Genomic DNA, 23057 nt, shown 5'->3' with positions numbered 1-23057 from the left:
TATTAGCCTAATTGCGTACTTTTCCAGTCTTTAATACTCAATTGTGAAGAATTACAGTGTAAAACGATATCAGGAAGATGATTATGCTAGTTGGAATACTTTTGTAAGCCAGGCCAAAAATGCTACGTTTTTATTTCACCGTAATTTTATGGATTACCACAAAGATCGATTTGAAGATTATTCTCTGATGGTTTTTGAAAACAAAAAGTTGATTGCCCTTTTACCAGCTAATAGAGTAGGAGAGAGCCTTTATTCACATCAGGGCTTGACTTATGGAGGTTTGGTTTATAAAGGAAATTTAAAATTAGCTTTGGTAATTCAGGTTTTCAAAACGATTTTGTTTTATCTCAATGAAAATAAAATTGCCAAAATTCAGCTCAAAACTCTTCCGTCCATCTATCATAACAAACCAGCTGAGGAGTTGAACTATGCCCTGTTTTTGGTGGAAGCCCAATTAATCAGAAGAGATGCCTTGGCAGTGATTGATTTGTCAAAACCATTTCAGTTTTCAAAACTCAGAAGACGTGGCATTCAAAAAGGGATAAGTAATGGCTTAATTATAAAAGAAGAAAACAATTTTGAACCCTTTTGGAATCAGGTTTTAATTCCAAACTTAGAATCAAGGCACAATGCAGAGCCAGTTCACACTCTTGATGAAATTCAATTGTTAAAAAGTCATTTTGATAAAAATATTAGACAATTTAATGTATACTTCAATGAGAAAATTGTGGCAGGAACCACCATCTTTGAATCCGAGAATGTGGCGCATTGCCAATATATTTCAAAGTATGAAGAGTATGAAAATCTAGGAAGTCTGGATTTTTTGTATGATCATTTAATAAATACTGTATTTACTCATAAACGGTTTTTTGATTTTGGAATATCAAATGAAAATCAAGGAAAAGTACTCAATAATGGATTGTCGTATTGGAAAGAAAGTTTTGGAGCAAACACCATTGTTCATGATTTTTATGAAGTGGAAACTATTCATTTTTCTAAACTTGAAAATGTATTAAAATGATTAAATTTTTAGACTTAAAAAAAATAAACGAACCTTATGAAACTGCCTTTCAACAGAAATTGAAATCGGTTTTAGAGTCGGGCTGGTATATTTTAGGAAAAGAAGTTCAAGAATTTGAAACCAATTTTGCCAATTATTGCGGAGCCAAACATTGCATCGGTGTCGGAAACGGTTTAGATGCTTTGGTGTTAATTTTTAAAGGTTACATTCAGTTAGGAAAACTTCAGAAAGGGGATGAGGTAATTGTTCCAGCCAATACTTATATAGCGAGTATTTTAGCGATTTTACATGCTGATTTAGTACCTGTTTTAGTCGAGCCAAAATTAGAAACCTACAATATCGACCCTGAATTAATTTCAGAGAAAATATCTTCAAGAACTAAAGCTATTTTGGCGGTGCATTTATACGGGCAATTGGCCGAAATGGATGAAATAAATAAAATAGCATTACAAAATAATCTTTTGGTTATAGAAGATGCTGCACAATCTCATGGTGCGAGACTGAATTACGAATTACGAATTGAGAATTACGAATTGAAAAAACTAGGATATTCTTCGAACGCTGTTGCTTATAGCTTTTATCCAGGTAAAAACTTAGGTTGTTTAGGCGATGGTGGAGCAGTTGTTACTAATGATTCGGATTTAGCTAAAGTTGTTTCTGCTATGCGGAATTATGGTTCAGAAGCCAAATATCGTAATGATTACATCGGTTTAAATTCAAGATTGGACGAGTTGCAAGCAGGGTTTTTAAACCTAAAATTACCCAATTTAGATTCTGATAATGAACGTCGCAGAATAATTGCAAAACGATATTTGTCTGAAATAAAAAATGATAAAATAATATTGCCAACATTGTCATTGCGAGGAACGAAGCAATCTGATCATGTGTCTCATTTGTTTGTTGTTCGAATAGAAAAAAGAGATGAATTACAAAGTTATTTGCTGAAAAATGGAATTGAAACGATGATTCATTATCCAGTTCCACCACATCAGCAAAAGGCATTGTCTAATTGGAATGATTTGTCATTTCCTATAACCGAAAAGATTCATCAGGAAGTTTTGAGTTTGCCTATTAGTCCTGTTTTAACGGATGATGAAGTGAGTTATATTGTTGCCATTTTAAATAAATACTAAATTGAAGTTTATAAAAAATACAATGCAAACCCAATTGTTTAAAATTTCTTCTTTAAACAGTTTGAGTGTATTATTTAAAATAGGAACAGGTTTAGTTACTTCAAAATTATTGGCTGTTTTTGTTGGTCCAAGTGGAATGGCTTTGGTTGGAAATTTGCGAAATTTTATGACTTCATTGGAAAGTATTTCAACTTTGGGATTTCAAAACGGAATTGTAAAATATGTTGCAGAAACTGAAAATGACAAATCGAAGCTTCAAAAAATAATAGCGACTGTTTTCATCAGTTTACTGTTGATCGCAATTATCTTAAGTGGAATTCTGTTTTATTTTGCGGCCTATTGGAATAATCAAATCTTTGGGACTCATTTTGAATATTCGTTTGTTTTCAAAGTTTTAGCATTGGCTTTGCCTTGGTATACTGTTTCTCTTTTTTTTATTTCAGTTATTAATGGTTTGGGAGAGTTCAAGAAAGTAATTTTGGTTACTATTTTAGGAAACGTTATTAGTTTATTGGTATCATTGATTCTGATATGGAATTACCAAACGCTAGGAGCTTTACTTGCTATTGTAGCTTCTCCATCCTTGTTGTTCTTGGTGAGTTTTTATTTTGTTAATAGAGAAATCAGATTTTTTGAAGCCATTAAATTAGATTTATTTGATTTTAAAATCATAAAAAATTTGTCTTCATATTCGCTCATGGCATTTGTCTCATCGGTAATAGGCCCATTAGTTTTGTTAGCCATTCGAAAAAATGTCATTGCAACAGTTGGGATCAATCAGGCTGGTTATTGGGAAACAATGACTCGAATTTCGTCCTATTATATGTTATTTGTAAGCACTATTTTATCGGTGTTTTTTTTGCCTAAATTGGCAAGTGCCAAAAGTAATTCAGAAACAAAGACTATTTTTTGGAACTATTACAAAAGCATTTTGCCATTGTTTATAATCGGTCTTTCTCTGGTTTATGCATTGCGTTTTTTTATAGTCGAATTGCTTTTTACCAAAGAGTTTTTTCCTGTTGCCTCTATGTTCTTTTGGCAATTGTTAGGAGATATTTTGAAAGTGGCTTTTTTAATTTTGGGTTACCAATTTTTTGCTAAGAGATTAACCCTAGCTTTTATCATTTCTGAAATAGCATCGCTAGCCGTTTTGTATGTTGCTAGTATTTATCTAATTCGTTTTTTTGGAATCCAAGGTGCTTTAATGGCGCAAGTGTTGGATAATTTAATCTATTTGCTCGTGTTGGTGGTTTATTTTAGAAAGAGTTTGTTTTAAAAAGAAAAAAAATAATAATATTCATGAGTTTAATTTTTGCAATAGATCTTATTGTACCTTATCAACATGAGGGATTTATAAATGAAGAAGGAGATGTTTTGTTAAAATAAAGACCCAAATAATAGTATATTGTAGCTTTATTATAAATTTAAATAAATGAAAATAGATAAACTGGCAATGATAATTTTTTCAGAATTTTTTAAAAAAATCAACAAATATTTTCTTGTTCTTTTAGGGGGATTAGCCGTAGTCCCTTTATTATTGCTTTCATTTTTTAACAATCCAGGATCAGATGATTTTGATTATGAGTTCAAAAGACCATTTCAAGAAATAATTCAGACTCAAGTTGAATTGTATAATAATTGGTCTGGTCGATTTTTTTCAATTGGGTTTATGACTATAAATCCTGAACTATTTATTAAATTTTCTGTTTTTAGATTTTATCCTATTATCATAATTAGTCTCTTTATTTTTGTATTGTTTTGGTTTTTTAAACTGATTTTTTCGCAAGAAAACAATGTAACCGTTTTGTCAATTGTAAGTTTTTTTGTGTTTCTATTTTTGTTTCAAATTCCAGATTGCTGTCAAGCTTTTTTCTGGTATTCTAGTTCTATTTGTTATCAGTTTGGAATTGTGTTGTTTTTGGTATTTGTATCTTCTTTCATTAAATATAAAAAAAGTAAAAAGCTAAGATTTCTCTTTTTGGCAATAGTAGCTGTTATTGCTTCAATCGGTTCGAATGAGATATTAATGTTACTACTATTATTTTCAAGCATTTTCTATGTGTTAATCAAGTTTTATTATTTACCAAAAATTGATTTTATTGAAATATTTTTAGTTTTTATTATTGTCAGTTTTTCAATAATTGTAATTTTTGCTCCTGGAAATGATGCCAGAATACTTAGAGAGGGAGAAGTTCTAAAAAGTCATAATCTTTTGCTTTCAATTGTCAAATCATTTTTTTATTTAGGAAAATATTTCATCAAATGGATGCCAATTATTTTGTTGACCGCTTATTTATTTAAAAACAAAGTATATGAAATTTCTAATAGATTAAATAATCGTTTTTTTATTCACCCAATATTGTGTTTTGTGATTATCTCTATCTTGATTTTTTCTTGCTTTTTTATCGGATTTTGGATAAAGAATTATGTTTTACCTGATAGAGCTTTAAATTCAGTTTTTTTCTTTTTTTTATTATTCATGTTGTATTTTGTATGTTGTTCTGTCCTATTTTATAAGGATAAATTTGATTTTGTAAAAGAAATAAATAAAAAAGAGCATCTTTTTTTAGGAATGATTTTAGTGCTACTTACCTTTTCCGAAACACCTATTTCCGAAGCTTATTTTGATTTGCTTTCAGGTAAGGCATATAAATATGATAAAGAATTGAGTGTAAGAAACCGAATTATTGAATCATCAAAAGAAATTTTCGTCCAAGTTCCAATGTTACTAAATTGCCCAAAAACAATTTATAATTCTGAAGTCATGGGGCTAACGACCGATAAAAACAATTGGAAAAATATTGAGCTATCAAAATATTATAAGAAAACGATAGTAATTATCCCTGTAAATAAATCAGTTTCTGAATAAGAATAACTGATTTAAAAAGGGTTTATTATGACTTCCAAATCTCCAGATATTTTTTTGCGATTTTTATATAATCATGTTCCTTTTCTATAAAGGTTCTTGCCCTTTTTCCAATTGCAATAATTTCTTCAGGATTTTCGATTAAAAAAGACAGCTCTTTTACCAAATAAGCTACATCTGGTGTGGCATTGATGCACACTCTTTCGGTGATGTTGTAATGTTCTGTAAATTCATTTTCGGCTCCTGTGAAAACAACTTTTCCTTTTGCCATAGCTTCAAGGGCATTATAACCTTGGTCACAACAATATAATTGGTCTAATAAAATATGAGCTTTATTGTAGAGTTCAATATAAATAGGATATGGAACTGTATTAACAATGATGATTTCGACTTTGTTGTTATATTTTTCTTTAATAATTTCAAGAGCCTGTTCAAAAAAGGCAATTCCTTTTTGATGATAACTCCATTTGCTAATGCCAAGAAAAATAACAACTTTGTCGTTTATTGCTAGTTCGTTAAAAATTAATTTTTTGGTATTTACAGGGCAAGGAATAAATCCCGAATAATTGGAATTAGTTTTGTTTGCTTCTACATAATCAAAATCGGAAGCAATGATTCCGTTGAATTTTTCTTTTATGAATTGATGTATTTTGATATGATTTTTATCAAAATAGTCAAAAAAAGCTTTAAATTCTTTACCTTGTTTTGGATTTTGAAAAAAAGGTTGGAGTATCGATTTTTTAGATTTATTTTCAACATAAAACTTTAAAGTAGAATAGTCAATTCCGGTAGATAACATATAAAGCTTTTTGTTTGTTTTATATATTTTCTTCATCAGGAAAAGTTCAAACTTTTTGGAAGTTTTTATAGAAGCTTCATTGACGAATTGTACAACATCAAAGTTTTTTAATTTTGGAAGAAAAAAATAAAAACGAATACCCGTTTCTAAACTAGCAAAATCAAGATTGAAAATACGGTAAATTGCTTTTCTGGGAATGGTAAATAATTTGTTGGATAACCACTTGGCTTCAAAGTTATAATCAGTTGCATATTCTTTAAAACCATCTCTATTGGCTACTAAAATTACTTCATGACCAAGTTCAGTCAATCCTTCTTTCAAAGAATTGTGCAAAAGACTGTATTCGCCAATAAGTAAAATTCGCATTAGTGTTATATTTGAAACGAAAATAATAAATTGAAAATGATATTACCCGAAAAAAAATATAAAATAGCTTTGGTTGGGTATCGGTTGAGCGAAGGCGGGGGTGATAAAGTAATGGCAAACTTGTCTCTTTTTTTTGAAAAACAAGGAATTGAAATTCATAATATTATTGTTTTGGATAGTGTAGGGTATTCCTATTCTGGGAAACTTGTTAATTTGGGCCTGCTTAAAAACAATTCGAATGGATTTGGTAACAAATTGAAGCGTTTTCTTTTTTTAAGGAAATACTTAAGTGAAAACAAATTTGATTTTATTATTGATTTTCGCCCAAGAAGAAAGGCTATTCAGGAATTGATTATTGCTCGATTTATTTATAAAGCCAAAACAATTTTTACGATACATAGTTTTTTAATCGATTATTATATACCAAAAAATGCTTGGCTGGCCAGTCTAATTTATAACAAAAGTTATGCAACGTTAACTATTGTAAAAGAAATTGAAGAATTAATTAAGAAGAAATATCAATTCAAAAATATAAGAACAATTCCTAATCCAATTAATCTAGAAGAAGTAAAGGAACGAAGCAATGAAACAATTACTATTGATTTTGAGTATATAATTGCCATTGGACAATACGAAAATTCCATAAAACAGTTTGATAAATTGATTTTGAGTTATGCAAATTCTATTTTACCCAAAAAAGAAATCCATCTTATTATTTTAGGAAATGGAAATAAAGAAATTTTAGAAAAAATAGCAAAAGACAATAACATATTTGAATATGTACATTTTTTAGGTTTTCAGGAAAATCCATTTAAATATTTAAAAAAGGCTCTTTTTATGGTTTTGAGTAGTTTAAACGAAGGATTTCCGAATGTGATTCTTGAAGCATTGGCATGTCAAACCCCTGTTGTAGCTTTTGATTGTAAAACAGGTCCGGGAGAAATGATTATAGACAAAGTAAATGGTGTTTTGGTTGAAAATCAAAACCTTGAAAAATTAACCGAAGCAATGAATTTATTGATTGATGATAAAGATTTGTATCTTTTTTGCAAAAAACACACATTAGAAAGTATTCAGCATTTTTCTTTAGATAAAATTGGAGAACAATGGCTAGATTTGATGCAAATTGGTAAAAAGAAGAATGGAAATGATTAAAGAAATACAATTGCTTGAAATCCCAGTAATTGATGATGTGCGAGGGAATTTAGGTGTTATAGAAAGCGGTTTCCTGCCATTTGATTTCAAACGGGTTTATTATCTTTTTGATGTGCCAAGTAGTGCTTTTCGTGGTGGACATTCTCATATTGAACAACAGGAAGTGCTGATTGCTTTAAGCGGAAGTTTTGAAGTTACAATTAATGATGGTAAAGCTAAAAAAAGTTATCTCTTGAATAAACCCAATATAGGATTGCTAATTCCTGCTGGTTTTTGGCGTGAACTGGAAAATTTTTCTTCGGGAGCAGTTTGTCTTGTTTTGGCATCTGATGTCTTTGATGAAGGAGATTATATTCGGAAATTTGATAAATTTTTGGAATCAAAAAAATGAAAACTCTTTATATAACTCCTGATATAACGGACTCTGGAGGAATTTCTAGAGTTCTTTCATTAAAGATGAATTACTTTGTATCGAGTTTGAATTATGAAGTTGTTGTTCTGTCTGTAAATGATGGTTTTTCTAATCATTTTTACAATTTTAACTCTGAGATAAAATGGTATAATATAAAAAAAACAAAAAGAGCTTTTTTGTTTTTAAGAGGCTATATTCTTTTTATAAAAAAAGCAATTCTCAATGAAAAACCTGATGTAATAGTAGTCTGCGATGCTGTGTTGTGGTTATTTATTCCTTGGTTTGTAAAAACGGATATCCCTTTAATTTTTGAAACCCATTTTTCTGCTTCGTTTGAAAAAGTAAAAAATAAAAGTTTCTACACTAAGTTTAGGTCTAAATTAGTTCAGTTTTTTAAACAGAAGACAATAAAAAAATTTGATTATTTTGTGTCAGTAACTGATGAAGGGAGGAAGGAATGGGATGCCAAAAACAGTATCGTTATTCCAAATCCTGTAAGCTTTAAGGTTATAGAAAAAGCGAATTTAGTCAATAAAAAAGCTATGGCTGTTTGCATGAACCCTTATATAAAAGGATTAGATAGATTGTTATTGATATGGAGTAAGATAATTGAAAAACATTCTGATTGGATACTTGATATTTATGGTCAATGGGATACTAATTCGGAATATCAAAAAATGGCTGATTCTTTGAAGATTTCAAATAATGTGAATTTTATTCTTCCAACCAAAGATCTCCAAAGCAGTTACAATCAATCTTCTGTTTTTTTAATGACTTCTCGTTCGGAAGCGTTTCCCATGGTATTGCTTGAAGCAATGGTTTCAGGCGTGCCTTGTGTTGCTTATGATTGTCCTTCTGGTCCCAGAGCAATTATAGAGCGGGGGACAAATGGTTTTTTGATAGAAGACGGAGATTTAGACTCTTTTATTCAAAAGCTGGAATTACTTATTGAAGATGAAAATATGAGATTTCAAATGGGGAAAAATGCATTAGAAAGTGTTGCCGTTTATGATTTGGAAATAATCATGAAAAAATGGCAAGACCTTTTTGAAAGTTTGCTCTAAATACTATTATTGTTAGATTGTAATTTACAAAAATAGCCTAGTTTATATAAATCAAATAATAGCAATGATGGATTGTTTGAAATTAATTGGGTAGAAATTTTATTTTCAAATAAATTAAATAAATAAACTGTAAATGATGTAAGTCTTAGTTTTTTCAGTGAAGAATAAGTAGAAATAATTTTACTGTCTTTTGAATCTATTTTTTTAGAATTAAAAATAAAAAGTAAGTTTTCTAAAGCGATTTTTGTCTTATTTAAGAACAAAATAGAAGTCTCTAAATTCAAATGAAAAGTTGGGTTTTCAATATGAGTTACTTTGATTTTATTTTCTTCTAAAATCATCATAAAATATAAATCTTCGTACCCATATTTTGTTAAGTTTTCATCAAAAGGATATTGTGAAAAAAGTTTCTTTTCCAGTAATAAATTAGAAGTTAAGGCTCTGTTGTTAGGTTTTTCTTTTCTTTTTTCTACCGAAAGTGATTCTCTTTTATGGCCGTAAACCCATCGTAATTGTTGATTTTTTTCTGGTTTTTTTTGATCGTAAAGTATTCCTCCGAAAATAATCGGATTGTCTTTTTTCTGAATCTCTAAAAGATAATTTTTTATAAAATCCGAACTTTGAGGAAAAGTATCACAATCTAAAAAAAGCAACCAGTCATAGTTTGCTTTGCTTGCCATTTTATTGATGTTTCTTCCTCTTCCTAAATTGGTTTCATTAGAGGAAAAATGACAATTTTCTAAAATGTTTATTTCGTTGTTTTCAATTAAAAAAACATTTGAAGCATCATTTTGGCAAATTATTTCAAACTCCAAATTACATTCTAAACATTGCTTTTGTAATTCCAAAACTAATGGAAAAGCATTGTAATTATAAATCGGAATAAGAATAGAAAGCATTACACTGTTCTTTGAACTACTTCAAAAATAGTTGCATCCTCACATTTTAAGGTTTTGTTTGGGAATTTCATTAATAGCGCATAGTCATGGGTTGCCATGATTACGGTTTTACCTAAAGCATTGATTTGTCTTAAAACTTCAAGTACTTCGGCGCTAGTTTGTGGGTCAAGATTTCCTGTCGGTTCATCGGCAAGGATAAATTCAGGATCATTCAATAAAGCTCTTGCTATCGCGATACTTTGCTGCTCACCTCCAGAAAGTTGGTGCGGCATTTTATTCGCAAAACCTTCCATGTTTACTTTAGATAACACTTCTTCGATTTTGGCATCCATTTCGGCAGGATCTTTCCAACCAGTTGCTTTCAAAACAAAAAGCATATTGTCTTTTACTGTACGATCTGGTAATAATTTGAAATCCTGAAAAACGATGCCAATTTTTCTTCTCAAAAACGGAATATCGTCTTCTTTTAAAGTGGCTAAGTCAAATTCGACTATTTTGCCTTCGCCTTCCAATAATGGCAAATCAGCATATAATGTTTTTAATAAACTACTTTTTCCAGAACCAGTTTTGCCAATGATGTAGATAAATTCGCCATGATTGACTTCTAAATTAACATCAGATAAAATAGCTTTTCCTTCTTGATATATGTTTACGTTTTTTAAAGACAGTACAGATTGTGACATAATAGAATTTGTTTATTGGGTAAAAGTAAAAAGATAAAATCCAAATAACAAATAACAAAAGATAAAATCCAAATTCTAATTAGCGTAACCCATTTCTATTCACATTAGAAGGACTTATTGTGGGATCTGTTTAAAAATAGTTTATAATAAAAGCAATCAGCCTTTCGTTATAGAAACATAATAAATATCTTTGATTGACTAAATAAAAACAACAATGCGTAAACATATCAGGCTTTTTTTATTCCTTTTTTTTGTTCAAATAACCTCCCTGTTTTCTCAAGAATCAACAATTTATACGTACCCATTAAAAGACTTCGATAAAGCAGTTTCTTTATATGAGGACAAACAATATGCATCGGCACAAATTATTTTTAAACAGGTAAAAGAGAAGGCAACTACCGAAGGTTTAGAGTCAGATTGTGCTTATTATATTGCCAATTGTGCAATTCGTACCGATCAGGATAATGCTGAGGATCTTATTAATCGTTTTGTAGAAGAATATCCGGCAAGCCGTAAACAAAATCAGGCTTTTATAGATGTTGCGTATTATTATTTCGATCATCGCGAATATAAAGAAGCGATGCATTGGTTCGAAAGAGTAGATGAAAGTGTATTGAAAGACAGCGAACACAACAAGTTTAATTTTGAAAAAGGCTATACTTATTTTGATGCTAAAAATTCAAAAAAAGCCAAAAGTTATTTTAGCAGAGTAACCAGTTCTGATGAATATGGTACACAAAGTAAATATTATATGGGTTTCATGGCGTATGAATCCAATGATTATGTTGAAGCTAATAAGCAATTTGATCAAGTTTCCAGTAATGAAAAGTATGCTGAGAAGTTGTCATACTACAAATCGGATATGAGTTTCAAATCTGGGGATTTTCAAAAAGCCATTGATTTAGGAATTAAAGCAATGCCGAATTCTACTCCTGAGGAAAAATCTGAATTGAATAAAATTATTGGTGAAAGCTATTTTAATCTGAAACAATACGATAAAGCAATTCCTTATTTGGTTGGGTATAAAGGCAAAAAAGGAAAATGGAATAATACCGATTTTTATCAATTAGGTTACGCGTATTATGTACAAAAGGATTATGAAAATGCCATTTCGCAATTCAATAAAATTATTGATGGGAATGATTTCATAGCTCAAAATGCATATTATCATTTAGGAGAAAGTTATTTGGAATCTGGGAAAAAGCAACAAGCTTTGAATGCATTTAAGAATGCTTCTGAAATGAATTTTAATTTAAAACTGCAAGAAGATGCTAGTTTTAATTATGCCAAATTGAGTTATGAAATTGGGAATTCATACCAAAGTGTTCCCGAAGTTTTGTTAGGTTTTATGACTAAATATCCAACCAATGCAAATAATGGTTTGATAGAAAAATTGTTGATAGATTCTTATGTTTCATCTAAGAATTACAAGGAAGCATTGGTTTTATTAGAAAAAAATAAATCATCAGAAAACAGAGAAGTATATCAAAAAGTAGTTTTTTACAGAGGATTGGAATTGTACACTAACGGAGATTATTTTGGGTCTTTGTCTATGTTTGAAAAAGGATTAAAAGAACAGAAAGATCCTTTAATTACAGCTCGTTCTGCTTTTTGGAAAGCTGAATCCGAATATAATTTAGAAAATTTCAAAGAAGCTTTATCAAGTTATCAGCAGTTTTTAGATTTGGCAAAAGCCAAAGAAACTGCAGAATACAAAAACATCAATTACAATATGGCTTATGCTAATTTTAAATTGAAAGAGTATGATTCAGCTGGAGATTATTTTCAAAAGCAAATTGAAAGTAATAAAGCAGATAAATTTCGTCTAAATGATTCTTATTTGAGATTGGCCGATTGCCGATTCGTAACGACCAAATATCAAGTAGCATTGGACGCTTATATTAAGGTAATCGAATCCAAAAGTGTAGATGCTGATTATGCTTATTTTCAAAAAGCACTTTGCTATGGATTTCTTTCTAAAAACAGTAAGAAATTGGAAGAACTAAATGCATTTTTAACATTATATCCAAAATCAGATTATCAGGATGATGCTTTGTTTGAACTAGGAAATACTTATGTGGCTGAGAATAAGCAAGACTTGGCTATAAAGGCTTATGATAAATTAATTGCAAATTATAAAAGCAGTTCTTATACTTCAAAATCTATTTTGCGTCAGGGATTGATTTATTATAATTCGGATAAGGATGATTTGGCGATTGCTAAATTTAAAAAAGTGACTTCCGAATTTCCTAAAACTCCAGAAGCTTACGAAGCAGTTTCTACGGCTAGATTAATTTATGTTGATAATGGAAAAGTTGATGAATATGCTTCTTGGGTGCGCACATTGGATTTTGTAGCAGTTACTGATTTGGAATTGGATAACGACAGTTTTGAAGCTTCGGAAAAACAATTGGGACAAGGTAACAACAAACAAGCTATTTCAGGTTACAGTAATTATGTGGCTAAGTTTCCTAATGGAGTACATATTTTACAAGCCAATTTTCAACTAGCACAATTGTATTATGCTGAAGGTTCTGAAAGTAAATCGGTTCCTCATTATGAGTACGTGATCGCTCAGCCTCGTTGCGAATATACCGAGCAATCTTTAGTTCGATTGGCTCAAATATTTTTGAAAGAGAAAAATTCGGGTAAAGCTATTCCTATTTTAGTCCGTTTAGAAAATGAAGCCGATTTTGCTCAGAATAAAACTTTTGCGCAAGCAAATTTGATGAAAGGCTATTATGAAACAAAGGATTATTCAAATTCTGTAGTATATGCAGATAAGGTATTGGCGAATCCAAAAACCGAAGAAAATGTAAAAAGTGATGCTCAAATAATTGTGGCTCGTTCAGCAATGCAAACTGGTGATGAAGCTAAAGCCAAAGTTGCTTATGCCAAATTACTAACGGTTAGTAAAGGAGAACTGGCGGCCGAAGCTTTGTATTATGATGCTTATTTTAAAAACAAAGATGGGAAATTCGAAATTTCGAATACTGCCATTCAAAAATTAGCTAAAAATTATTCGAGTTATCGTTATTATGGAGCCAAAGGTTTGGTTTTAATGGCAAAAAATTATTATGGTTTAAAAGATAGTTATCAGGCTACGTATGTTTTGGATAATGTAATCGAAAATTTCACAGATTATTCAGATGTGGTTGAAGAAGCAAAAACAGAATTGAGTAAAATAAAAGCAGAAGAGTCTAAAACAAATTCATCAATAACTAAATAAAAAGAACAAAATGAAATTACCTTTTTATATAGTAGATGTTTTTGCTGAGAAAAAATATGCAGGAAATCAACTGGCAGTTTTTTTAGATGCGAAGAATTTAAGTACTGAAGAAATGCAGAAAATTGCTCGCGAAATTAATTTTGCAGAAAGTACTTTTATAACTGAGATTCAACCTGAAAGTAATAGTGCCGCAATTAGAATTTTTACGCCCGAAAAAGAGATGCAGTTTGCAGGTCATCCAATAATAGGGACTTCATGGGTTTTAATGAATAAAATTGTAGAAAATAATCCTCAGAATTTTAAATTATCGGTTCCAATTGGAGAAATTCCAATTCAGCAATCAATTGATTTGGTTTGGCTACAAGCAGCTCAGCCTCAATTTTGGGATGTTTTCTCGAAAGAAGATTTTTTATCTTTTAGTAATTTGAAGAACACCGATTTCGATTCCGAATTTCAAATTCAAGAAGTGACAACAGGAAGTGCTTTTGTGATTGTTCCGTTAAAAGAAATAAAAGCTTTAGATAATTTAAAACTCGACTTGGTTAAAACAAATGAATGGTTAATAGCAAATTGTAAAACAGCGCATAGAGCCTTATATTTTTACTGTTTTGATAAAGGAGAATTGTATAGCCGAATGCTGTGTGTTGAAAATAATCAGTTAGTGGAAGATGCAGCAACAGGAAGTGCCAGTACCTGTTTACAGGCTTTTCTTTTGAAATACCATTCGCAAGAAATAAAATCAGTAAATCATCAAGGTGATTTTATGAATAGACCTTCGCGAATTCATTTTGATGGAGAATTAGCTGGAGATAATTTTGATATAAAAATTGGAGGAAAAACACAATTCATCGCAAAGGGCGAATGGGAAGTGTAAAGCAGAAGACAAAAATTAGATAAAAGAGAAAAGACTAAAGATGATAATCAAAAAAATAAAAATATTCATAAAAAAGCAATCAATGTTTTCTACTTACAATACTTCTGGGAGGATTATTTCGGGATTTTTTATCTTGTTAATTTCCCAGTTATCATTTGCTCAAGATAAGAAAGACAATATTGGAACAGAAGTAGTAAATGTGGTAAAACCATATACGCCAACAATTTCTGATGCTTTCAAAGTAAAAGAAGTTCCGGTGAATATCAATGAAGAAAATGCTAAAAAAGAAAATGTAAATTATTCTATTTTACCTTTTCCAGTAGCTTCTACATTTTCTCCTTCCAAAGGGAACGCCCAAGGAGTAGAAAAAGGAAAGCAGGAGCGTTTATTTAAGAATTATGCAACTCTTGGGATTGGTAATTATGGCAGTTTGAATGCTGAATTGTATGTGAACGAAAACCTTAATAATAATGAGTATGCAAGCGGTATGTTTCGTCACAATTCATCGCAAGGTGATATAAAAGATGTTCTTCTTGATAATTTCTTTTATGATACCAAAATCAATTTGCTATATGGAAGCAATAATCAAGAAATGGCTTGGGATGTTAAAGTGGGATATCAAAATCAAATTTATAATTGGTATGGTTTGCCTGCTGATTTTGGAAGTACTTTAACGCTTCCAGAAAGTATGAACTTGGTTTATGGGATTAATCCACAACAGTCTTATAATACAATTACAGCAGGTGGATCTATGACTTTTGAAGAAAGTGCTGTCGATAATGTGAAACTTGAATTTACACATTTTTCAGATGCATTTAGTTCGGCCGAGAATCATTTTTTAGCAGCGCCAACTTTTAAGTTTGATATAATGGATGAAGTAATTAAAACCAAAATTTTTGTCGATTATGTTGATGGCAGTTTCAAGGAAAATTATTTAGGAACCAACACATCACCAATTAATTATGGATTTACAAATTTAGGGATAGTGCCAAGTTTTGTAATGAAAAGAGAAGATTGGACCATAAATGTTGGTGCTGGATTAGTTTATAGCATGGGAAAGGAAAATGATACCAATAAGTTTTATATTTATCCATCGATTAGCGCTTCTTATAATGTAGTAGGGGATTTGATGATATTTTACACGAGTGCTATTGGGAATTTACAGCAAAACACCTATAAAGATTTTGTAGATGAAAATCCATTTGTTTCGCCTGCATTAAATATTAAACCCACTAATGAATTGTATGATATTCAAGCAGGATTAAAAGGAAAATTGGCAAGTACAGTTAGTTATGATGTAAGAGCGTCTTATATATATGACGAAAATAAAGCATTGTTTAGAAGTAATGACTATACTGAAAACAATACGAATGCTAATTATGGTTTCGGAAACTCATTTCAAGTAGTTTATGATGACTTGACAACAATGCGTTTTTATGGAGAAATAAAAGCAGATTTAGGGAAAGGAGTAACTATTGAAGCAGATGCAACGGTGAGTAGTTATACAAAGAAGACACAGCAAGAAGCATGGAATTTACCTGAATTTCAATTGAATGGTAAAGCTGATTTTATGATTACCGAAAAATGGTTTGCAGGTATGAATATGTTTTATGTAGGTGAACGTCAAGACTATCAAATAAATACAGATATCGTTTATGTGACTACTCCAGGCCCAATTACTTTAGATAGTTATTTTGATTTGAATGCAAATGTGAGATACAAACACAACGAAAGATTTACTGCATTCTTGAAAGCGAATAACATCTTAAATAAAGGATATGAAAAATGGTTGAATTATCCAGTTCAAGGTTTTCAAGTGATGGTAGGAGGAAATTATAAATTTGATTTTTAAAAATTATAGTGAAATAGATATTATTCGAAAACAAAAAAAGCTTCCGTTTAGGAAGCTTTTTTTGTTTAACTAATAGTGAATTTACTCTGTAAAAGGAACAGCAACACGAACTTTATCCCAACCTAAATTCAAAACAATTCCGTTATCGGCTTTGGTAAAAACCATTGAAAATGCTTCTAAAGATTGATCGCCAGCAGTAATAGGAACTTTCAAACGAGCTACATCATTTTTCTCGTTGTAGGTGTAAGCGCCCCAAACATTTAAATCTTTATTAATAATTACGGTATAAGAATCTTTTTCAGGTATAGTGAATAAAGTATAAGAACCCGCCTTGATTTTTGTGTTTCCTAACTTTACATCTTTGTAAAAAGTAATTTCGACCGCTTCATTAGCGCCTGTTCTCCAAACTTTTCCTTCAGGAGCCAATTCGCTTAATGTACGACCTTTTAGTTGAGGTCTTCCGTAAATGATTCTTGCAGTTTTATTAGCATCTTTGTAATCGTTAGGATAAGAGGCCATATCCATAGGGCTTTTGTCTAAATCTGAGAATTTTTGTGCATGAGCGTTAGAGGTAAATACCATCGTCATTGCGAATGCCATTGTAGCAATAATCGTAGCTTTTTTCATAATAGTTGTTAAGTTAATTAAAAGGTTAAAATTATCGATTGTATTACTAAAATTCTACAATTACGTGTTAAATTTTAAACTGAAAGGCTTAACTAAATTATTGTGTTTTTATATTTCGCTCCTATGGAGCTGTCAAATATCTTTAACTTTTATTAATTTCTATAAATATACTGCCACTCTGTGGCTCAATTCAGTATTAGGTAAGTTTTTTTGAACTCCATAGGAGTGTAATCTTTATAGCAAGTATAGATATTAGTAGTTTTAAGCTCCATCGGAGCGACATCTTTTAATGATAGATTTCAGGTTGAAAGTAAATTGATTTTTATTGAAATTATCATTTTTTTCTTTTCTTAGTAACTGAGAACCTTAGTATCTTAGCAGCTTTAAAAAATAAAATGACTTTCAAACAAAAAATACACCAATACTATTTACAATTAGTTCAAGATAGAATCGATGTTTTCAAAGACATGATTGTAGCCTTGACTGAGGATTCAAAAAACGATGCCAAAGGTTCGGCAGGCGATAAACACGAAACAGCATTATCTATGATGCATATTGAACAAGAAAAACTCAACCATAAATTGAAAGAAGTTATTGCTCAAAAAAATATTCTGGATAAAATTGATTCGACTATAATTGCTAAAAATATAATTGTTGGAAGTTTGGTCAAAGCCAATGGGATTTACTTGTATTTGAGTGCGGCACTTCCTAAAATTGCTATTGACGATATTAATGTGATTGCGCTTTCACCACAATCACCTTTAGGTTCTCATCTAATTGGAAATCATGTGGGGTTTGCTTTTGAGATTAATGGAACGAAATATTTGATTGAGGGTATTGAGTAAATTTTTGACTACCTGCATTCTTTTATCTATTTCAAAAAATGACTCTTTAAATAGAAGGATATTTAACAAAATGTTTGTTTATTGTTTTCTCTTTGCTGTCAAATCCACTTAAATCCATCAAAAAAACACCACTCCCTAAATAAAACTTTCGTAATTTCGCGAGCTTAAAAGTTTGACTTTAAAACTAAATAAAATTATGAACAAAATTATGACGGTCGACGTTTTGTCGAGTATTAAAGGAGCACAGCCTTCAGAGAGCGTGAACCAATTATTTGATGTGATTAAAAGTGCAAATCCTTCAAATAATAATCCTTCAAATAATGTCAATTATAATTGCGTGTCAGTAAATGATTTAAGAGAAGATGTTGTGATAGAGAGTTCGGCTATTGAGAAACAAATAATTTTAGAAAACTTCCCGAACAAGAAAAATGGTTTTTTAGTGGTTGCTAAAGTTATAGAAGGATAAAAAATGGATTCGCAAATAAAAAAGATACACCAACAATTGGTGTCAAAACAAATAACTTGTACTGCTTTGGTACAAGAAAGATTAGACTTACTTAAACAAAACACATATAACTCTGTAAATTCTTTATTAGATACTTTGGCTTTAGATTTAGCTTCTAAAGTTGATGCTAAAATTGCAAACGGAGAAACAATCGGTTTACTAGAAGGAATTCCTTTTGGAATTAAAGATGTGTATATGTTGCAAGGAACTTATACTACAGCAAGTTCTGATTTGTTGAAAAACTATAAATCTTCGTATACTGCAACTGCTATTCAAAAATTATTAGATGCGGGTGCTATTCCATTGGTAAAAGAAAACTGTGATAGTTTTGGTCACGGTTCTTCTAGTGAAAACACCATATTTGGTGCGGTAAAAAACGCTATCGACCCAGCTTTAGTTGCGGGAGGTTCAAGCGGTGGTTCTGCAGTGAATGTTGCCAAAGAATATACTGTGTTTTCTATTGGTGGAGATACTGGAGGTTCTGTTCGTCAGCCAGCAGGATACAATCATATTTACGGTTTAAAACCAACTTATGGAAGAATTTCTAGATTTGGATTGATGGCTTACGCTTCTTCTACAGATTGCGTTGGTCCATTGGCAAAATCAATTGAAGACATTCGAATTGTGTTGAATGTTATGAGCGGAAAAGATCCAAAAGATCAAACTTCAATCGTTTCAACTGAAATTAGTGAAGAAGCAATTTCAACTTCAACAGTAAAAACAATTGGTTATTTTAAAAACTTTATTGAAAGTGATGCTATCGATGCGCAAATAAAAGCAGACTTTTTAGCATCAATCGAAAAATTAAAAGCCAAAGGAATTGCTGTAAAAGAATTAGATTTCTTTAAATCTGATATTTTAGTTTCAACTTACTATACGTTGGCAATGGCGGAAACGGCTTCGAATTTATCTCGTTTAGATGGGACAAATTATGGTAACCGTATTGAAGGAGAAAATTTAATTGATACCTACGCAACAACACGTTCTGAAAATTTTTCAGAAGAAACAAAACGTAGAATTGTTGGTGGAAACCAAGTGTTGTCACAAGGTTTTTCAGATGAAATATATTTAAAAGGATTGGCTTTAAGAGATCAGATTTCTGAAAATTTCAGTAAAGATTTTCAAGAGGTTGATATTATTTTATCGCCAGTTACGCCAAGTACACCTCCAAAAATAGGAGACAGTTTAAAAGATCCGTTGGCAATGTATTTATCAGATGCTTATACGGTTGGTTTTAGTTTAGGACAATTACCAACTTTGACTGTGCCACAAGGAACAAGTACTGGATTGCAGATTACTGCAGCAAAAAATAATGATGAATTAGTGATGCAATTTGCTAACTTCTTAAAAGATACGATATAATGGAATTGGAGCAATTAAATGCGGCGATAAAAGCCCACGATTTAGAATTGGTAATTGGACTGGAAACTCACGTTCGATTGAATACCAAAACCAAGTTGTTTTGTTCTTGTCCAAATCAAGAAATAGAAACACCTAACGAAAATATATGTTCTGTTTGTACGGGACAAATGGGCGTTTTGCCTGCTATCAATAAAGAAGCGATTACAAAAGCTATTTATTTTGGGAAAGCAGTAGATTCGTCATTTAGTAATGAAGTGATATCTTGGGATAGAAAGCATTACGAATATCCAGATAACCCGAAAAACATCCAAATTACGCAATATCACAATCCGATAATTCCTGACGGACACGTATCTTGTTACCGAAATGACGGTTCTCAATTTACGGTAAATTTGACTCAGGTTCATATTGAGGAAGATGCTGCGAAATTGATGCACGAGAAGAAAATCTCTTTAGTCGATTTTAATAAAGCAGGTGTTCCGTTGATCGAAATCGTTACGGAGCCTTGTATCAGAAATATTGAAGACGCTTCTACTTACGCGCAATACATTCAACGTATTGTTCAGAATTTAGGAATTTCTGAAGCGAATTTGGAGAAAGGGGAATTTAAATCGGATGTTTCTGTGTCTTTACGTAAAAAACACAGCTATGATTTAAACCCAAGAACTGAAATCAAAAACTTGAACTCGTTTAAGTTTATGGTGGAAGCTTTGAAAGAAGAAATTGAAAAACAGTTCAATTATTTTATAGAGCATAAAGAATTTAGACCTGATCAAACGACTGTGTTATGGGATGCTGATTTGAAGCAGACTAAAACAATGCGTAAAAAAGAATTTGAAGCAGATTATCGTTTTATTTCGGAGCCAGATTTGCCTTTTGTAAATATTAAAAAGGAAATTGAAGCCATTAAAGTAGATACTGATGCTTTGCCTTTTGCTGTTGAATCTATTTTGATTCACGGTGGAGTTTTGCCACAAGATGCTAAATTTTTTACTGCTGATGCTTTGCGTTCAGGAACATTTGTAGCTATCAATAAAGTGATTGCTGATCCTTCGTTTGTTGCAAAAACTTTGTCAAACAATATTAAGGCAGAAGAGTATACTAAAATCAATGATGTTAATGACATTATAGCGATTTTTAAATTATTTAAAGAAGAGAAAATCACAGCGGTTTTAGTTCAAAATGCCCTTGCAAGTTATTTGAAAGATGATGCTTTTGATTATAAAAAGTACTTTCAAGAAAACACTATTTCAGAAGATAAAATCCAAGAAGTAATTGCAAAAGTGCTTTCAGAAAATGAGGCTGTAGCCAATGATATCAAAGTAGGAAATCAAGGTAAAGCCGGGATTTTAGTTGGTAAAGTTTTAGCAGTTGTTGGGAAAGGTGCTGATGGAAAAGTAATTCGTCAGATTATCTTAGATCAATTAGGTGCGGCGGCTGTTTTAGAAAATAAAGAAGCAACTGAAAATGTTTCCAAAGAAACTGTTGCAGAAAATAAAGAAGCTCTAGAAGAAGTGCTTCCTGAAATTCCTATTATTATAAAAGATACTTACAGAACACATAAAATTTCACAATTAACCGAAGCAAACATCAGCGAAGAAGTTATTCTATCTGGTTGGGTAGCGAGTGTTCGTGACCACGGTGAGTTGATGTTTATTGATTTGCGTGATTCAAGTTATGAGATTTTCCAAGTTCGTATTAGTAGAGAATCATTTCCTAATATTGATGATTTGGTGAAGATAAAATCGGAATCAGTTATTTCGGTAAAAGGTATCGTAGTTGGACGTAATGAAGATGATTACAATGCAGGATTGCGTACAGGTAAAATTGAATTAGAAACTTCGGTTTTAGAAATTTTAAACTTATCTAAAACATTGCCTTTTGAAATTAAAAGAGCAGCGAAAACAAATGAAGCACTTCGTTATCAATACAAATTCTTGGACCACAGAAATGATGAGGTTCGTAGAGCAATTGTAAACCGTCATAAAGTAATTAAATTATTGCGTGACATTTTAGATGAAGAAGAGTTCTTAGAAATTGAAACGCCAATTTTAAGTGCAGGAACTGATGAAGGAGCACGTGAATTTATTGTTCCGACACGTAAACAAGCTGGTTTCTTCTATACATTACCGCAAGCGCCACAGCAGTTCAAACAAATGTTGATGGTTAGTGGTTATGAGAAATATTTTCAAATTGCACGTTGTTTTAGAGATGAAGATTCTCGTGGAGATCGTCAGCCTGAATTTACGCAATTAGATATGGAAATTGCATACGCAAGCATGCAGCAAATTATTGATTTGAATACTAAAATGTTCAATGAAGTAGTTAATAAAATATACGGTAAAAAATGGATTTTGCATCCTTTTGAAGTGATTACTTATAAAGATGCAATGGATTTTTACGGTTGTGATAGACCTGATTTGCGTTATGGTTTGAAAATGCAAGACATCACGGAAATTGTAAAAGAAACGACTTTTCAGGTGTTTAGTAAACCTATCGATGAAGGTGGAATTGTAAAATGCATCAAAGTTTCGGCTCAAGAGCAAGGAAACAAACGTATGTCTAAAGGACAAATTGAAACGCTTACTGCTGTTGCACAACAAAACGGTCTAGGTGGATTGGCTTATATTATCGTTAATGAAGACGAATTACAATCACCAATTATTAAATTCTTAGGTGAAGAAATCGCTGCTGGTATTATCAAAGCGACCAATGCACAAGTTGGAGATATTGTATTCTTTTCAGCGGCGGATTATGCAACGGCTAACAAGGCTTTGGATGCTGTTCGTCAAGAAATGGGTAGAATGTTACACTTAATTAATCCAAAAGAATTACGTCCGGCTTGGGTGGTTGATTTTCCAATGTTTGAAAGAACAGATGAAGGAAGATGGACGTTTACACACAATCCGTTCTCTATGCCAGCAATTTATGACTTGCAAAAGCATATGGAAGGTGATAATGAAAAAATCGGAACGATTATCGCTCAACAATACGACATTATTTTGAATGGTTATGAAATTGGTGGAGGTTCGGTTCGTGCGCATAAATCGGAGATTCTTGAAGCGACTTATAGAAATATGGGTTACAATAAAGAAGAAATGATGCGAAGTGTGGGAACGATGCATAAAGCGTTCCAATACGGCGCGCCACCACACGGAGGAATCGCTTGGGGAATTGACCGTTTGATGATGATTTTAGAGAAAAAAGCTTCTATCAGAGAAGTAATGGCTTTCCCTAAAACAGGAACCAGTGAAGATTTATTATTTGGAGCGCCATCTCTTTTATCTGATAAAAAAGTAGAAGAAATGAATGTTCGAATTTTGAGAAAATAGATTTTTCAATTTCAATAACAAAAATCAATTTCA

General features: G+C 31.3%; 18 protein-coding genes. 14 read left to right on the top strand and 4 right to left on the bottom strand.

What is annotated here, in order from left to right; translation table 11 throughout:
- Window positions 1-43 precede the first annotated feature (43 nt).
- The 4 genes from CLU82_RS03790 (at window position 44) to CLU82_RS03775 (ending at window position 5023) form a co-directional block, all read left to right on the top strand.
- Window positions 44-1021 carry a GNAT family N-acetyltransferase gene (locus CLU82_RS03790; RefSeq protein ID WP_100841838.1) on the top strand — a complete coding sequence of 326 codons (978 nt, stop codon included), beginning with the start codon at window positions 44-46 and terminating at the stop codon, window positions 1019-1021.
- Window positions 1018-2154 (top strand): DegT/DnrJ/EryC1/StrS aminotransferase family protein, encoded by a 1137-nt coding sequence (locus tag CLU82_RS03785; RefSeq protein ID WP_100841837.1) that lies wholly within the window; start codon window positions 1018-1020, stop codon window positions 2152-2154. Before CLU82_RS03790 ends, CLU82_RS03785 begins: the two co-directional genes overlap by 4 nt.
- 1 nt (window position 2155) lies before the next feature.
- Window positions 2156-3430, top strand: a complete 1275-nt coding sequence (locus tag CLU82_RS03780; RefSeq protein WP_232735203.1) for an O-antigen translocase — start codon at window positions 2156-2158, stop codon at window positions 3428-3430.
- Window positions 3431-3586: 156 nt separating this feature from the next.
- The gene (locus CLU82_RS03775) at window positions 3587-5023 is read left to right on the top strand and encodes a DUF6056 family protein (RefSeq protein ID WP_100841836.1); all 1437 of its coding nucleotides are present in this window, start codon (window positions 3587-3589) and stop codon (window positions 5021-5023) included.
- A gap of 25 nt (window positions 5024-5048) precedes the next feature.
- On the opposite strand, the gene CLU82_RS03770 is transcribed toward CLU82_RS03775, so the two are convergent.
- Window positions 5049-6185, bottom strand: coding sequence for a glycosyltransferase (locus CLU82_RS03770; RefSeq protein WP_100841835.1), 1137 nt, complete (start codon window positions 6183-6185; stop codon window positions 5049-5051).
- A gap of 36 nt (window positions 6186-6221) precedes the next feature.
- Here CLU82_RS03770 and CLU82_RS03765 point away from each other — a divergent pair, with 36 nt between their 5' ends.
- From CLU82_RS03765 to CLU82_RS03755, 3 genes are read left to right on the top strand one after another with little or no spacing between them, the layout of a single operon-like run.
- Window positions 6222-7340: a glycosyltransferase gene (locus CLU82_RS03765; RefSeq protein WP_100841834.1), complete on the top strand. Its 1119-nt coding sequence runs from the start codon at window positions 6222-6224 to the stop codon at window positions 7338-7340.
- Window positions 7333-7731, top strand: a complete 399-nt coding sequence (locus CLU82_RS03760) for an FdtA/QdtA family cupin domain-containing protein (RefSeq protein ID WP_369828978.1) — start codon at window positions 7333-7335, stop codon at window positions 7729-7731. The genes CLU82_RS03765 and CLU82_RS03760 overlap by 8 nt, the downstream gene beginning before the upstream one ends.
- On the top strand, window positions 7728-8816 hold the full coding sequence (locus CLU82_RS03755; RefSeq protein WP_100841832.1) for a glycosyltransferase family 4 protein: 1089 nt from the start codon (window positions 7728-7730) through the stop codon (window positions 8814-8816). Before CLU82_RS03760 ends, CLU82_RS03755 begins: the two co-directional genes overlap by 4 nt.
- Here CLU82_RS03755 and CLU82_RS03750 read toward each other — a convergent pair.
- Both CLU82_RS03750 and CLU82_RS03745 read right to left on the bottom strand, forming a co-directional pair.
- On the bottom strand, window positions 8813-9715 hold the full coding sequence (locus tag CLU82_RS03750) for a glycosyltransferase (protein WP_100841831.1): 903 nt from the start codon (window positions 9713-9715) through the stop codon (window positions 8813-8815). The genes CLU82_RS03755 and CLU82_RS03750 overlap by 4 nt on opposite strands.
- The gene (locus CLU82_RS03745) at window positions 9715-10398 is read right to left on the bottom strand and encodes a cell division ATP-binding protein FtsE (RefSeq protein WP_100841830.1); all 684 of its coding nucleotides are present in this window, start codon (window positions 10396-10398) and stop codon (window positions 9715-9717) included. The genes CLU82_RS03750 and CLU82_RS03745 overlap by 1 nt, the downstream gene beginning before the upstream one ends.
- Window positions 10399-10612: 214 nt before the next feature.
- Between CLU82_RS03745 and CLU82_RS03740 the strand changes: the two genes are divergently transcribed.
- The 3 genes from CLU82_RS03740 to CLU82_RS03730 all read left to right on the top strand — a co-directional run bounded on the left by CLU82_RS03740 (window position 10613) and on the right by CLU82_RS03730 (window position 16353).
- The gene (locus tag CLU82_RS03740; protein WP_100841829.1) at window positions 10613-13627 is read left to right on the top strand and encodes a tetratricopeptide repeat protein; all 3015 of its coding nucleotides are present in this window, start codon (window positions 10613-10615) and stop codon (window positions 13625-13627) included.
- Window positions 13628-13637: 10 nt separating this feature from the next.
- Window positions 13638-14501, top strand: a complete 864-nt coding sequence (locus CLU82_RS03735; protein ID WP_100841828.1) for a PhzF family phenazine biosynthesis protein — start codon at window positions 13638-13640, stop codon at window positions 14499-14501.
- 82 nt (window positions 14502-14583) lie between these two features.
- The gene (locus CLU82_RS03730) at window positions 14584-16353 is read left to right on the top strand and encodes a TonB-dependent receptor (RefSeq protein WP_100844923.1); all 1770 of its coding nucleotides are present in this window, start codon (window positions 14584-14586) and stop codon (window positions 16351-16353) included.
- Between the two features lie 81 nt (window positions 16354-16434).
- Here the strand turns inward: CLU82_RS03730 and CLU82_RS03725 are convergent, their stop codons facing one another.
- Complete coding sequence (locus CLU82_RS03725) at window positions 16435-16980, bottom strand: DUF2911 domain-containing protein (protein ID WP_100841827.1); 546 nt, start codon at window positions 16978-16980, stop codon at window positions 16435-16437.
- A gap of 395 nt (window positions 16981-17375) precedes the next feature.
- On the opposite strand from CLU82_RS03725, the gene CLU82_RS03720 reads away from it, so the two are divergent.
- From CLU82_RS03720 to gatB/aspS, 4 genes are all read left to right on the top strand, one after another.
- Complete coding sequence (locus CLU82_RS03720; RefSeq protein ID WP_100841826.1) at window positions 17376-17825, top strand: hypothetical protein; 450 nt, start codon at window positions 17376-17378, stop codon at window positions 17823-17825.
- A gap of 196 nt (window positions 17826-18021) precedes the next feature.
- Window positions 18022-18291: an aspartyl/glutamyl-tRNA amidotransferase subunit C gene (locus CLU82_RS03715; protein ID WP_198520185.1), complete on the top strand. Its 270-nt coding sequence runs from the start codon at window positions 18022-18024 to the stop codon at window positions 18289-18291.
- A gap of 3 nt (window positions 18292-18294) precedes the next feature.
- Window positions 18295-19692, top strand: a complete 1398-nt coding sequence (locus CLU82_RS03710; protein ID WP_100841825.1) for an amidase — start codon at window positions 18295-18297, stop codon at window positions 19690-19692.
- Window positions 19692-23024 carry a bifunctional amidotransferase subunit GatB/aspartate--tRNA ligase AspS gene (gatB/aspS, locus tag CLU82_RS03705; protein WP_100841824.1) on the top strand — a complete coding sequence of 1111 codons (3333 nt, stop codon included), beginning with the start codon at window positions 19692-19694 and terminating at the stop codon, window positions 23022-23024. The genes CLU82_RS03710 and gatB/aspS overlap by 1 nt, the downstream gene beginning before the upstream one ends.
- Window positions 23025-23057: the final 33 nt, after the last annotated feature.

The organism is Flavobacterium sp. 5 (genome assembly GCF_002813295.1).
Lineage (GTDB): Bacteria > Bacteroidota > Bacteroidia > Flavobacteriales > Flavobacteriaceae > Flavobacterium.
This window is presented reverse-complemented; position numbering and strand designations above follow the sequence as displayed.

Coding starts and splice junctions, on each gene's coding strand:
- CLU82_RS03785 (WP_100841837.1), top strand. CDS start 1,018: ATGATTAAATTTTTAGACTTAAAAAAAATAAACGAACCTTATGAAACT.
- CLU82_RS03775 (WP_100841836.1), top strand. CDS start 3,587: ATGAAAATAGATAAACTGGCAATGATAATTTTTTCAGAATTTTTTAAA.
- CLU82_RS03770 (WP_100841835.1), bottom strand. CDS start 6,185: ATGCGAATTTTACTTATTGGCGAATACAGTCTTTTGCACAATTCTTTG.
- CLU82_RS03765 (WP_100841834.1), top strand. CDS start 6,222: ATGATATTACCCGAAAAAAAATATAAAATAGCTTTGGTTGGGTATCGG.
- CLU82_RS03760 (WP_369828978.1), top strand. CDS start 7,333: ATGATTAAAGAAATACAATTGCTTGAAATCCCAGTAATTGATGATGTG.
- CLU82_RS03755 (WP_100841832.1), top strand. CDS start 7,728: ATGAAAACTCTTTATATAACTCCTGATATAACGGACTCTGGAGGAATT.
- CLU82_RS03750 (WP_100841831.1), bottom strand. CDS start 9,715: ATGCTTTCTATTCTTATTCCGATTTATAATTACAATGCTTTTCCATTA.
- CLU82_RS03745 (WP_100841830.1), bottom strand. CDS start 10,398: ATGTCACAATCTGTACTGTCTTTAAAAAACGTAAACATATATCAAGAA.
- CLU82_RS03740 (WP_100841829.1), top strand. CDS start 10,613: ATGCGTAAACATATCAGGCTTTTTTTATTCCTTTTTTTTGTTCAAATA.
- CLU82_RS03735 (WP_100841828.1), top strand. CDS start 13,638: ATGAAATTACCTTTTTATATAGTAGATGTTTTTGCTGAGAAAAAATAT.
- CLU82_RS03730 (WP_100844923.1), top strand. CDS start 14,584: ATGTTTTCTACTTACAATACTTCTGGGAGGATTATTTCGGGATTTTTT.
- CLU82_RS03725 (WP_100841827.1), bottom strand. CDS start 16,980: ATGAAAAAAGCTACGATTATTGCTACAATGGCATTCGCAATGACGATG.
- CLU82_RS03720 (WP_100841826.1), top strand. CDS start 17,376: ATGACTTTCAAACAAAAAATACACCAATACTATTTACAATTAGTTCAA.
- CLU82_RS03715 (WP_198520185.1), top strand. CDS start 18,022: ATGAACAAAATTATGACGGTCGACGTTTTGTCGAGTATTAAAGGAGCA.
- CLU82_RS03710 (WP_100841825.1), top strand. CDS start 18,295: ATGGATTCGCAAATAAAAAAGATACACCAACAATTGGTGTCAAAACAA.
- gatB/aspS (WP_100841824.1), top strand. CDS start 19,692: ATGGAATTGGAGCAATTAAATGCGGCGATAAAAGCCCACGATTTAGAA.